General features: G+C 47.3%; 12 protein-coding genes. 2 read left to right on the top strand and 10 right to left on the bottom strand.

Going from position 1 to position 12,962, the window contains the following annotated elements:
- Window positions 1–85 precede the first annotated feature (85 nt).
- The 5 genes from AC4E8B_RS05005 to AC4E8B_RS04985 form a co-directional block, all read right to left on the bottom strand.
- A complete protein-coding gene (locus tag AC4E8B_RS05005; RefSeq protein WP_490217417.1) occupies window positions 86–460 on the bottom strand; it encodes a hypothetical protein in 375 nt (124 codons plus the stop codon).
- A 29-nt stretch (window positions 461–489) separates the two neighbouring features.
- Window positions 490–690 carry a hypothetical protein gene (locus AC4E8B_RS05000; protein WP_490217415.1) on the bottom strand — a complete coding sequence of 67 codons (201 nt, stop codon included), beginning with the start codon at window positions 688–690 and terminating at the stop codon, window positions 490–492.
- Between the two features lie 240 nt (window positions 691–930).
- Window positions 931–1,221, bottom strand: coding sequence for a hypothetical protein (locus AC4E8B_RS04995; protein ID WP_490217413.1), 291 nt, complete (start codon window positions 1,219–1,221; stop codon window positions 931–933).
- A gap of 202 nt (window positions 1,222–1,423) precedes the next feature.
- On the bottom strand, window positions 1,424–1,819 hold the full coding sequence (locus AC4E8B_RS04990; RefSeq protein ID WP_490217412.1) for a VOC family protein: 396 nt from the start codon (window positions 1,817–1,819) through the stop codon (window positions 1,424–1,426).
- A 123-nt stretch (window positions 1,820–1,942) separates the two neighbouring features.
- On the bottom strand, window positions 1,943–2,815 hold the full coding sequence (locus AC4E8B_RS04985; protein WP_490217411.1) for a YitT family protein: 873 nt from the start codon (window positions 2,813–2,815) through the stop codon (window positions 1,943–1,945).
- 263 nt (window positions 2,816–3,078) lie between these two features.
- Between AC4E8B_RS04985 and AC4E8B_RS04980 the strand changes: the two genes are divergently transcribed.
- Complete coding sequence (locus AC4E8B_RS04980; protein ID WP_490217409.1) at window positions 3,079–4,014, top strand: AraC family transcriptional regulator; 936 nt, start codon at window positions 3,079–3,081, stop codon at window positions 4,012–4,014.
- A gap of 12 nt (window positions 4,015–4,026) precedes the next feature.
- The gene (locus tag AC4E8B_RS04975) at window positions 4,027–4,431 is read left to right on the top strand and encodes a DUF1761 domain-containing protein (protein WP_490217408.1); all 405 of its coding nucleotides are present in this window, start codon (window positions 4,027–4,029) and stop codon (window positions 4,429–4,431) included.
- Window positions 4,432–4,491: 60 nt separating this feature from the next.
- Here the strand turns inward: AC4E8B_RS04975 and AC4E8B_RS04970 are convergent, their stop codons facing one another.
- The 5 genes from AC4E8B_RS04970 to AC4E8B_RS04950 form a co-directional block, all read right to left on the bottom strand.
- Entirely contained in the window at window positions 4,492–5,256 is a 765-nt protein-coding gene (locus AC4E8B_RS04970; RefSeq protein ID WP_490217407.1) for a DeoR/GlpR family DNA-binding transcription regulator, read from the bottom strand.
- A 147-nt stretch (window positions 5,257–5,403) separates the two neighbouring features.
- Entirely contained in the window at window positions 5,404–6,657 is a 1,254-nt protein-coding gene (gene rhaA / locus AC4E8B_RS04965; RefSeq protein WP_490217405.1) for an L-rhamnose isomerase, read from the bottom strand.
- A gap of 17 nt (window positions 6,658–6,674) precedes the next feature.
- Window positions 6,675–8,093: a rhamnulokinase gene (gene rhaB, locus AC4E8B_RS04960; protein WP_490217404.1), complete on the bottom strand. Its 1,419-nt coding sequence runs from the start codon at window positions 8,091–8,093 to the stop codon at window positions 6,675–6,677.
- Window positions 8,094–8,144: 51 nt separating this feature from the next.
- Window positions 8,145–10,214 carry a bifunctional aldolase/short-chain dehydrogenase gene (locus AC4E8B_RS04955; protein WP_490217402.1) on the bottom strand — a complete coding sequence of 690 codons (2,070 nt, stop codon included), beginning with the start codon at window positions 10,212–10,214 and terminating at the stop codon, window positions 8,145–8,147.
- A 151-nt stretch (window positions 10,215–10,365) separates the two neighbouring features.
- Window positions 10,366–12,951 carry a rhamnogalacturonan lyase gene (locus AC4E8B_RS04950; protein ID WP_490217401.1) on the bottom strand — a complete coding sequence of 862 codons (2,586 nt, stop codon included), beginning with the start codon at window positions 12,949–12,951 and terminating at the stop codon, window positions 10,366–10,368.
- Window positions 12,952–12,962 lie beyond the last annotated feature (11 nt).

Below are 12,962 nucleotides of genomic sequence, written 5' to 3'. Positions count from 1 at the left end.
TCATCAATCCCGCTGTTTCTCTACCAAACAGACTAAACAGCCTGAAAGTTTCCCCTGCCCAGGACTCACCTTTCCCAGCCTTTCTTTACAAACCATCCCCATCAAACACCCCTCTCATCTCCTCCGGCACAATCACCACATCCTGTATTTCATACTCATCAGGCGTTAAATGAAGCAGCACCATTTCGCCGTTTTCAAACTTTAACAGCTCATAGGTATTGAAGCTTGTACCTGCACCCATCCGAACCTTAATTTGCTGCAGCAGCTCATCAGAGATTTCCGCCTTTCTTTCCTCGGCCATGAGTGTTCTTGCCTGCTGATCATTTTCTGTCCTAACCGCTTCCTTGAATGACAGCCCAACTTCACTAGCATCTGGTTTGCTCAACTCTTTATAGACAACCAGCCCTAAGCCTATGTTCAGAAAAATAGATGCAACCATAAAGATATTCTTGACTCGCATTTCTTCACTCCTCACACACAGCTATATTTTTAGTAACCAAATAGGTTTAAAATATATTTCAGCACCGGCAGCAGAATCAGAATCAAAACGCTTTGATAAAAAGAAGTCAAAATATCCTTTTTCCACGTATTCCTTTCAGGGTAGCGATTGGCCAAGCGCTGAAACAGAAGCAGCATGAGCCACCAGAAAAATAAGGCGGTCAGCACCATTTGTATATCACTATAAAACATTCTTTCCTCCCCCCTTTGCCGGCAAATTCCTTAATCGCTTATACGGTTGTGAAGGGAAAAAGTTCCTTTTCAAAAAGTTTTAGTACCAATAAAAAAGCATCTTTCTATAACAATATGCAGTTCTGATAATGCAGAAATCGCAGTAGTTTTTTTGATATAAAAAACAGCATTAAACTAAAGGATTCCTCATTAAAATCAGCAAATAAAAAACGCTTGGCACTCCAAGCGTTTTCACCGTATTTAAATTCTAGTTCTTGTCTTTCTGCTTTTTATAAATTCGAGTATAAAAAAGTTAATCCAAGTGATTATCGGTATGGAAAATACAAGTGTTAAAAGATTAGTTTGACCGATACCAAACACTCTTGCTTCTTCATTTTTTAAATATAAAGTCCACGTTGCTGCCACCAATAATAATGTATTTAAACATAACGCAATTAAAAGCGCCAACCATTTGTTATTCTTTCTTTTCAAAGCTAAAACAGCTACAATCGCAGAAACTATTAATGAAAGCAAAATGATTATAAGGTTCAAATCAAGATCACCTTACTCTGTATTTATCAAAACCGCAGTTCGACCGATAAGGATTCGTACAGAAATTGTATTAAGGTATACTGTGAAATTCAATTCCAAGTAAATTCGGTGGTAATCATTTCTGCGCCCAGCTAATCAAATATATGCAGCAGCAATTACGGCTGCCTGGATACCAGGAAAAATTCAAGCACACTCTAAAAGCTTATTTCGCGCCCTCATCCGTCTGATGGATGCCAAATACATTTCCTTCTGTATCCAGATAATATCCCTGCCAGGCCATTCCGGGCAGGGCGTGTTTTGCCAATGCAACCTTGCCCCCATTTTCCAGGATCTTTGCTTCAGAGCTGTCATAATCTGTTACATGCAAAGTACAGGTAAAGCCGTTTACAGGCTGACCGGGTGCTGGCGGCGGAGTTTGGCGCTGCATCAATGCCCCGTTAATACCCAGTTCATTATCATCACCGGTCACTGCACCAAAGTAAGGCATTCCGGCATATTCGCTCCAGTCCTGAAAAGACCAGCCAAATGCTTCCCCATAAAATGTTTTCGCACGCTCCATGTCGTCTACATGAATTTCAAAATGAATTAACCTGCCCATAATTACCTCCCACATTTCCCATACTATATTTTTGAAACATCTTATACTAATTTCGAGTAAACTTCAGAAAATCCTTCCATTAAAAAAGCCTGTCCCCATTTTAAATGGGGTCAGGCTTTTTTATTAGTGGATATCCTTCTTCCTGAAGTTCCCGCCCTTTACCTCTGCCACATCATATACCGTGACAAAGCAATCGGGGTCAATTTCATTGATGATTTCTTTTAGCTTGGTTTCTTCCATGCGGTTGATGACACAGGTGATTTCCCTGAATTTTTCATGGGAGAAGCCTCCGTAGACTTCTTTATAAGTCGCACTGCGGCCCAGACGGTCGCGTATGGTTTCTACCATTAATGCCGGCTGGGTGGTGATAATCTGAAAAGTTTTAGAACCGCTCAGCCCTACCTCAACAATATGAATGACCTTGGATGCGATAAAGTAAGCAATGGCTGATAGTATCGCTCCCTGCAGGCCAAACACGGTTGAAACGAAGATAAACACAAAGATGTTCAAGAAGAGAATGATATCGCTCGTCCCAAACGGCAATTTCCGGGACAGCAGCACGGCAAGCATATCAATGCCATCCAGTGCACCGCCGTTGCGCAGTGCCAGCCCCATGCCGAAACCGAGGATGATTCCCCCGACGACGGTGACAAGCAAGGTATCGCCTTCGATGATTGCCGGGGTATGGTGCATCATGCTTGTCCCTATAGCAAGCGAAGCTATTCCGATAATGGAAAGGATCGCAAAGGTTTTTCCGATCTGCTTATAGCCCAGCCAGATAAACGGGATATTCAGGATTGCAATCAGAACCCCCAATGGAAAAGGAAACAATTGCGCCCCAACGATACTTACACCCGTAACACCTCCATCGGAGACATTGTTTGGAATCAGAACGGTTTCAAGGCCGTACGCAGCAATGAAGCCCCCGAGGATGACCAGAAATCCCCTCATGGCCAGCTTCAGTTTGTTGGATTTGTGTTTTCTGATTTCACTCATCGTATTTCCTGCCTTTACACTTTTTTCATCCTATTAGTTTACCACACTATATCCTTATTCCTGAATTTATTCATTCTGTTGGCTCTGTTAGTGTCCCATATAATTTAGGGCTCACTTAAGCCAGATACAGAGTTCACACGAATGAGTCCAAAATCAACACAGCCCTGCTTTTAAAAAGAAAGCCGCTGTACCGTCCCTTGTTCCTGAGCCGCATATCCGGTTTAATAGAACATAAGAAATATACTAGTAAGGAGCTTAAAAGCATGTCCGGAAAAGAACAGCTTTTACAAATCAACAAAGTACTTGAATATATAGATCATCACCTGCAGGAAGCCCTTCCGCTCGAAAAATTGGCCAAAGTATCGACTTACTCGCCATTTCACTTTCAGCGGACATTCAAAGCGATTGTTGGAGAAACGCCATCTGCGTACATTAAGAGGCTCCGTCTCGAGAATGCTGCACATTTACTGATATATGAACGTGATATCCCAATTACCGAGATATCTCTCATGTGCGGCTTTACTTCCTTATCATATTTTACAGCCTCTTTTACAAAGAATTTCAACACAAGTCCGAGGAAGTGGCGGGAAGGAGCTTATCTGGAATTATTCCCAAGAGTCTATCAGGACAGCAAGAAATCTAAACTTTTCAGCAATATAGGGAAAGAAGAACATGGGCAGAATCTCTATAATGAGTTTAGATGGCTGGACCTGGATAAATTGAAGACCATTGAGTTTCCAGTTTGCGCAACTGTGAATAGACAAAGCATCGGCCCTTATACAAAAGGAATTCCTGATGCCTGGGAAGAACTCTACCATTGGACAAAATCAAGAGAACTAATGAAGCCGGACACATTCATCTTTGGGGTGCCAAGAAATAACCCATATATAACACCGCCGGACAAAACCAGATACGACTGCCGCATGGCAATTGATGAGGATAAGATTCCGGAGGACGAGCCCTATTTTCTTTTTAAAGGGGGAAAGCATGTTGTATATGAGTTTGATGAACCTGTGGATTACAGTGAAAGAGGCAGAATGATTGAATGTTATTCTGAACTGTACAGCTTCTGGCTGCCAAGAAGCGGATACAGATATCTGGATAATCCCGTGGAATTGGTCGATGTGCTGCCTCTCAAAGGATCGCTGTCAGTAGAGTGTAAAATAAGGGCGATATGCCTGGCCATCGAACCTAAATAAAGGAGCATACTTATGTCAATTGATTGGAGCAGCATCCACTTCCTTCCTGTGATTGCTGGAGGGCTGGTATACATCATATACGGAGGAATTTATTATTCAGCCTCCTTATCAAAAAAGAATACAAGCAATCATGAAATCCTTCATAAACAAAGCGGGGGTCCGTTCAAATATATCTACTCAGTCGTGACTGCATTCATCATTTCATTTGCAATGGCTGCAGCCCTTCAGGCGACTGGCTCAGACAGCTTTCTGGACGGCGCTGCTCTTGGATTATCCATTGGATTTGTGATTTCCATTGTTTATGTGAAAAATGCTTTATTCGGGCTTGTCACAAAGAAATCACTGGGCGTTGCTGTTGGAGACCATTTAGTTGCGTTTACGCTGGTGGGGATGGTTCAGGGGTTATTTATGGGGTAACAAAAGGAGAACAAAAAAAGGCAGGAAGTTTCCCTGTATAGGGTTATTCCTACCTTTTCTTTAATCCTCCGCAACGACCACTTTCATATCCCCTTCTTCCAGCCGCCTCTTAATCTCGTCCGTAATTTTCGAATCAGTGATCAGCCAATCGATATCCGAGATGGAAGCAATTCTGGCAAAAGAACGGATGCCCAACTTGCTTGAATCTGCCATCAATATCGTTTCCTCAGCAATGTCCATCATTTTCATCTTCACCAAAGCCTGCAATTCATTGAAGTCGCTCAAACCTGTTTCAAGGTGGATGCCTTTGCATGAGATGAAAGCCTTGTTGACGTGATAGAGAGCGAGGGAGCGTTCAGCGAGCGGCCCTACATAGGAAAGCGACTGGGACAGAAGGGAACCGCCAGTGGAAATGACCTTGATCTGCTCCTTTTTGCTTAATTCAATGGCCACCTTGATGGAATTGGTCAGCACGGTCAGCGGCATATCAGGCAATTCCTTGGCCATATACCAGGCAGTGGTGCTTGCATCCAGAAGAATCTGGTCGCCCTTCCCGATCAATTCTACTGCCGCTAAGGCTATTTTTTTCTTGTCTGCCGCATTGGTAACTTCCCGTTCCAAATAGGAGATTTCAGACTGTTCTTCCTGTATGCTGACTGCTCCGCCATGGCTCCGGCGCAGCAGATTTTCTTTTTCAAGCTTCTCCAGGTCCCGTCTGATCGTCTCTTCTGTGACGGAAAAAATCCTGCTTAATTCAGATACGCGGATGCTTAACCGCTCATTCACCAGCTCCACGAGCTTTCTTTGCCTTTCAGCAACCAACACTAGAAAACACCTGCCCTTTGCAATACCCGTCATCTATTTAACTTCTTCATTTTTGTATGACTATTCATTCAACTATAGCATAAATCATAGCACCCAAATATTCCTGTAAAATAAAAGACTCCTGTAAGCCGGAGTCTTTTTTGCCGCTTACCGTACAGCGAGCACGCTCTGTTCATATCCTTTGATTTCTTCCAGCCATTTCTCCTGGACAGGGGCGCCCATCTGCTCGCAATAATAATCCCATACCGCACCAAAAGGATAGGTCTTAAACTCCTCGAGCAGCGCCAGTCTTTCCGTATAATTGCCTTCTTCCTGCAGTTTTTTCAGATGCCGGTTCGGCATTAGCAAAGCATAAAGAAGGGCTTTGATCATATTGCGCGTCCCGATGGTCCAGGCCGCTACCCGATTGATGCTGGCATCAAAGAAATCAAGGCCGATCATGACCTTTCCAAGCGCATCATTGCGGACAATTTCCAGGGCAATTTCCTTTAGTTCGTCATCAAACACAACCACATGGTCGCTGTCCCATCTTACTGGCCGCGAGACATGCAGGGCCAGCTTATCACTGTATAAGAGCATGGCAGAAATCTTGTTGGACACTGTTTCCGTTGGATGGAAATGCCCGGTATCAAGCAGGCACAGCTTGTTATTTTTCAAGGCATAGCCCAGGTAGAATTCATGGGAGCCGACGACAAAAGATTCAGAGCCTATCCCGAATAATTTGCTTTCAACCGCATCCAGATTATACTTTTCGTCAATTTCTTCGGCAAATATGCGGTCCAATGACTCTTTCAATCTCACTCTCGGTGTCATCCGGTCGCTTGGGACATCCTTGTAGCCATCCGGGACCCAAATATTTGTCAGGCACGGAGTCCCTAATTCTTTGCCAAAATACTCGCCGATCCGGCGGCTTGCCACACAGTGATTGATCCAGAATTCCCTGATTTCAGGATCCGGGTGGGAAAGGGTCAGTCCGTCTGCTGCCTTTGGATGGGAAAAGACGGTTGGGTTGAAGTCTAGGCCCAGCCCATTTTCCTTCGCCCATCTTACCCAGTTTTCAAAATGCTTCGGTTCGAGCTTGTCACGGTCAACTGCCTCCCCATCTGTTTCCGCATAGATTGCATGCAGATTGACCCGATGCTTCCCCGGGATCAAGCTAAGAGCCTTTTCCAGATCCCTGCGCAGCTCTCCGGGCGTCTTCGCTTTGCCGGGATAATTACCTGTCACATCAATGCCGCCTGATAATTCGCTGCTATTCACTTCGAATCCGCCTATATCGTCTCCCTGCCAGCAATGGATAGAAATAGGGATCTGCCTGAGTTGATCCAGCACTTCATCTACCGTGATCCCCCATTTTTCATAGGCCGTTTTTGCGTAAAGATATCCCGCCTCAACCGTCATTCTGCCCTCTCTCCTTCCTAATTCACAAGCTTGTGTTCAGGTGTATATTTTTTCACATCAAAAGAGTTCCTGATGATTTGGCGTGCTTCCCTTATGTCTCCAATTTCGCCAAGCGCCATCAGCTGGACGATAATATTGCCGATTGCGGTGGCTTCAACCGGCCCTGCGTATACCGGCTTGCCTGTCGCATTGGCTATCAGCTGATTCAGCATTTCATTCTGGCTGCCCCCGCCAATGACATTGATTTTGGAGAACTCTTTCTCAAAAATTTCTTCAAGCTGGCCGGCTGCTTCCTTATATCCGGCTGCCAAGCTGTCAAACACACACTTTGCCACTTCTCCAGGCGAGGATGGCACAGCTTGACCTGTTTCCAGGCAGTAATTCTGTATTTCTCCGATCATATCTTCAGGCTTCAGAAACCTGCCGTCATTCACATTGACAATAGCTGAAAACTCCCTTGCCCCCCGCGCCATTTCCACAAGCTGTGCAAAGGAATAGTCATTTTTGTAATTCCTTTTGACTTCCTGGATCATCCAAAGGCCCATGATATTTTTCAGAAAGCGATATTGATAGTCCACTCCGCCTTCATTGGTAAAATTGGACTCTTCTGCTTTAGGAACGCATATCGGAAAGTGATTTTCCACCCCCATCAATGACCAGGTGCCAGAGCTGATATAGATTGTTTCCTCTGTTTCAGGGACAGAAATGACGGCAGATCCGGTATCATGGGTTGCAGGCAGGATCACCTTCAAATCAAAGCCGAACCCGGAAACCAGCTCTGCAGATAAGTTTCCAAGGATCGTTTTAGGCGCCCTGATTTCCTGGAATAGCTCCCGGTTGATCCCCAGCTCACCTAAGAGATTGTCATCCCAGTCTTTGGTGAACGCATTGACCAGCTGGGTGGATGTTGCATTGGTATACTCATTTGCTTTGATTCCTGTTAAAAGATAGTTCAGATAATCGGGAATCATCAGGAAGGTTTTCGCTTTTTTCAATAACTCCGGGCTGCTGCGCTTCAGTGCGAAAAGCTGGTAGATGGTGTTGAACTTCTGGAATTGGATCCCGGTTTCCATGTAGAGATTTTCCTTTGGCATGATGGAGAATACCTCTTCCATCATTCCATCCGTCCGCGGGTCGCGGTAAGAAACAGCCTCTGTCAGCGGCTGCCCGTCCCTATCCAATAAGACAAAGTCGACGGCCCATGTATCAATCCCGATGCTGGCCGGCACAATGCCCATCTCTCTGCAATGATGGATCCCTGCTTTTATTTCTTCGAAAATACGGCTGATATCCCAGCAAAACTGGCCGTTTTTTTGGATCAGCTTATTCTCAAAACGGTGGATTTCCTTCAGCTTCAGGCGTCCTTCATCTAATTTTCCTGCAATCAGCCTCCCGCTGGAAGCCCCAATATCAACTGCAACAGCATATCCTGCCAACTTGCACTCCCCCTTCACCAAAGCTCTTAGCGGCCTTCATTCGGAACACTGCTACCTTGTAAACGCAGCCGGCACTCCGCCATCGACCGTCAGCATGCAGCCGGTTGTCCGCTCCGATTTGGAAGATGCGAAGAAGGCAATCGATTCAGCAATATCGCTCGGATAGATGTTGACCTGTAAAGTGGTGCGCTTCCGGTAATGCTCTTCCAGCTGGTCTGGTTCGATCCCATAAGCCGCCGCCCGTTCTTCGCGCCAGCTCGATCCCCAGATGGCCGAGCCCTGGAGGACAGCATCAGGGAGGACCGAGTTGACCCGGATTCCATATTCGCCGCCTTCAGCTGCGATGCATCTGGCCAGATGGGTTTCCAGTGCTTTCACAGAGCTGTAGGCTGCCGCATTTTTTCCGGCATATACAGAATTCTTGGAGCCGACGAACACCATATTCCCGCCGATTCCTTGCTGCTTCATTTGCTTGAAGGCTTCACGCGCCACCAGGAAATACCCTGTGCCTAACACGTTCATATTCAGGTTCCATTCCTGGAGGGTGGTCTCATCAATCGGGCTGGAGGTTGCGAGGCCCGCGTTGTTGACGATGATGTCGACACCGCCGTATGAGCGTGCGGCTTGATCAAATGCAGCCTTCACCTGCTCTTCTTTGGTCACATCCATTTTAACGGCCAGTGCCCGCCCGGCACCATATGCTTCATTGATGGCTGCAGCTGTTTGCTCCGCTCCTTCCAGGTTCAGGTCGGCTATCACTACATGTGCCCCCTCCGAGGCAAACCGGCGGCATGTTTCACTGCCGATTCCACCTGCTCCTCCTGTAACGAAAGCAATTTTCCGGGAGAATTCAGCTTCTGCTGGTGCAAGGCTTAATTTATACAGCTCTAGCGGCCAGTACTCGATGTTGTAAGATTCATTTTCATTTAAGGAAACAAACTGGCCAAGCGCAGTTGCGCCCTTCATAACCGCAATGGCGCGATGGTAAAGCGCCCCGCTCACACGGGAATTGGCTGCATCTTTTCCTGTGTTCACCATTCCAATCCCGGGGATCAGGATCACGCGCGGGGCCGGTTCGAACATCTTATCGCCGGCATTTTTATTTTTTTCAAAATAGGCTCTGTATTCTTCCTTGAACCTTTCAATGCCAGACCTGATGCTTTTCTTCAATGCCGCAGCATCCTCTGTCTGCGGGTCCCACTCAACGTATAAAGGAACACGTTTTGTATGCACAAGATGGTCCGGGCACGCGGCGCCTATCTGGGAGAGCACTGGAGCAGCCTCGCTGTTCACGAATTCGAGGACATCTTCTCCGCGGTCACAGGACAGAATCATCTTCTTCTCAGCACTGACCGCTCCGCGGATGACCGGCATTACTTCGGCCAAGATCGCTGCAGCTTCTTCCTCAGGCAATATGCTGTATTTTTGCCCGCCAAAAACAGCTTCTGGTTTCACGCGCTCATTGATATACCGTTCTGCTTCATTGATGACCGCAATCGTTTTATTGTAGCTTTCTTCTGCCGTTTCTCCCCACACAACCAAGCCGTGCTTTTCCATCAATACCAGTTCGGCGTCAGGGTTGTTTTGGACACCTTCGGCAATCATCTTCGAAAGAGTGAATCCAGGGCGGATATACGGCACCCATACGAATCGGCTGCCATAGATTTCTTCGGCGATCTGCCTGCCATTGTCCGCACAGCATAAAGAGATGATTGAATCTGGATGGGTATGGTCGACATGTTTAAATGGAAGGAATGCATGCAGAAGCGTCTCGATGGAGGCTCGCGGGTGTTTGCTGTCGATCATGCAGTGAGAAAGATCATTTACCATCTCTTCATCCGGCATTTCTTCCCGCTCCATCAGCGGCCGGATATCGTCAAGAGACAAGCCGGTGAAATTCTGGGCCTTCATGGAAGCAAGGTCCGAACCGCTGCCTTTAACCCACATCACTTCCACTTCACGGCCCCGGAAATCTTTTTCGATTGTTTTCATCGATGTGTTTCCTCCGCCCCAATTGCAGACTGCACGGTCAGCTCCAATCAGGTTCGAACGGTAAACAAGCTCCTCCAGCCCTTTGCCGACCTTTGAAAACTTCTGACTAACCCATAAATTTTTGACCATACTGTTTCCCCTCCAGCTCGTTTTTGTTTGTTTATCTTTGTTTTATTATAAAATACTTTTGTTTATTTTTGAATGTTTATTTTTAAATTTTCTAAATAGTATTTATTCTGTGAAAAACCGCCCTGAAAACAGGGCGGCCGATGAACTAGTTTTATTCTGCATCTTTTTCCCACATGCTGATGATCTGGTCTGCATGGTGCACCAGATTTTTCTTCGCTCCGGGTGAAACCTTGCTGTGTTTTGTATGATGGCCAAGCAGATAACGGTATCCTTCCATCAGCTTGATGGCCTGCTTCAAGGCCCCTTTCTGTTCCTGATGGACGGCCAGCTTATAGGCAATTTTCAGCTGAATCAATATCGGTCCAGAAAGCTGTCCGCTCTTCTCGTATTCTTTCATCGCGCTCTCTAATGCCGGCAATAGACCGGGCGCCCTGTAAGAAGGAACAGGCACTTTTGACCAGTCTGTATCTGACGCGAAATAAAAGCTGGTATAAGCAGGCTGATTGTATGTCGTATTCTGCCAGGCAATTCCTGTGCGGTATTGCACGTCATGCATCAGTGTATAAAGCTTTCTGTCTGTCACTTCTGTGCTGAGGTAGATTCTGATGGCAGAGCTGTCAGCCTTGCGCACGAGCAGCTCTTCCCGCCAATCGCCGAAAATATCAGCCACCAGCGACGGATTCCCTTTTGTGCCGTTATTCGTTCTTGTATCGGCTGCTGTCAGGAGCCTGCCCCTCTGCCAGTCTTCTATTGTCGGGGTCGCCTCTTGGGCGCCATCGACAATCTGCGTGGTCATATCAGCTGCCCACTTGATGTTCATATTTGTACCGGGTGCCGCAGAGCTGATTTTTTCTCCCTGGGCGCTATACATGCCAACACCTGTATTCGCCCATGCTTCCAGTCCGCGTTTTGACGGGTCGATGTCCCCGATGATTCCCCGGCCTGTATCTTTCCCGGTGTATCCCCCAAAGATGGTTTCACCAGTCTTTGCATCCCGCATGGCGTACCCGTATGGGGCACCGGCTGAACCCTCATGGACCATGAAGATTTCAAGGCCTTTGCGGTCAGGATCGATATCGGTTACGTGGAGGGCATCGCCATGGCCTACCCGGGCTGTTTCTCCCGGTGCCGCACTGCCTTCCGGAAGAACGCCCATTGAGCTGTACAGAAGAGAGCCGTCATGGTCGATGGTCGCACCGCCATACACGATTTCCTGCTTGCCGTCGCCATCCACATCCGCAGTGGCTAATGAATGGGCGCCCTGTGTCGTAAGAAGGCCAAACTCCGGATCTGTTCCATCCCTGCCATGCGGGCTGTCATTGAATGGATTTGTCATTGGCGTCCAGCCGCTGTCGACGCTCCAATTCTCTTTTAAATGTTTTCCATCCCAGCTGTAAGTGACAAGCGTTGCACGGGTATAGTAGCCTCTTGCAAAGACGGCTGATGGCTTTTTCCCGTCGAGATAAGCGACTCCTGCAAGGAACCGGTCGACCCTGTTGCCCGGTTCAATCCGGGACATCGCATAATCGCCCCACATGAGCCCATCATCATGGCGGCCCTCTTTGTAGGGAATTGTCTCCAATTCCTTCCCTGTGCTGCCTTCAAATACTGTCAAGTACTCGGGCCCCTCTACAATGAACCCTTCAAATGTCCTGAGGTCATTGCGGGAGCTGCGGCCTGGGGCATAGACGTCCATAAAATAGTCCGCTAGCTTCTCAGCATCTTCCTGGGATAAAGGATATGGGTATTGCTTTTCTATCCCGAATGCCTCTTCCAGCGTTTCCGGCCAGTTTCCGTTCACCACTTCTTCATGCTCATGCCAGCCTTTGAACATATCAACCACATGATCATAATAATCTTCTGCGCTCATCCGGTAATCATCTTTATTGCTGTACCCGGCCTTCACGTCCTTCGCAGGCATGGTGATGAATTTTTCAGAAGTCTTCTTGCCATCTTTATCAAACTGAATGGTTTTTGTCCCAGGTGCTGTCTTAAACATCACTTCTGCTTTGCCATCGCCGTCAAAGTCATAGACGACCATCTGGGTATAATGGGCGCCCGCCCTGATGTTGACGCCAAGATCAATTCTGTAAAGCAGCGTGCCGTCCTGCTCATAGCAGTCAATATACACATTCCCGGTGTATCCCTTTTGCGATACATCCTTGGAATTAGACGGATCCCACTTCACGAAGTACTCATACTGGCCATCCCCATCCACATCGCCGACGCTCATATCATTGGCAGAATAAGTATATGCCTCTCCCGCCGGCGTCACTCCATCCGCAGGCTTTTGGAGCGGCAGATCATAAAACGAATCAGACCACGAACGGATGGAGCGGCTCTGGTCGACTTCCTTCCCCCGGACCACCGCACTCACATAATAAGCGGAGCTGGAGGTGCCTGTTTTATCAAGAAAATTGCTGCTGTCCTTGACTTCTGCAATCTTTTTCCCATCGCGGTATACATTAAATTCTGCACCTGTCATGCCTTTGCCGGAATAGCCTGCTGCCTCACTCCCGAGCAGCCTCCAGCTGAGAAAAATCCCTTCCGGTGTTTTCGCTGCCGCCAGGCCCCGGTCGAGATACTCCAGCTGCACTACCTTATGTACGTCTCCCGGAGGATTTTTCTTTGCTAAACTCTCAGCCGAAGCACCACTGACGCCCGCAAATAACAATGGTACTGCCAAAGCTGCAGACAGCATCTTTTTGGCAGCCGTCTTTTCTCTCTTCCAACCCATATAATCGCCAC

This window comes from Bacillus sp. SRL543 (assembly GCF_984799205.1).
This window is presented reverse-complemented; position numbering and strand designations above follow the sequence as displayed.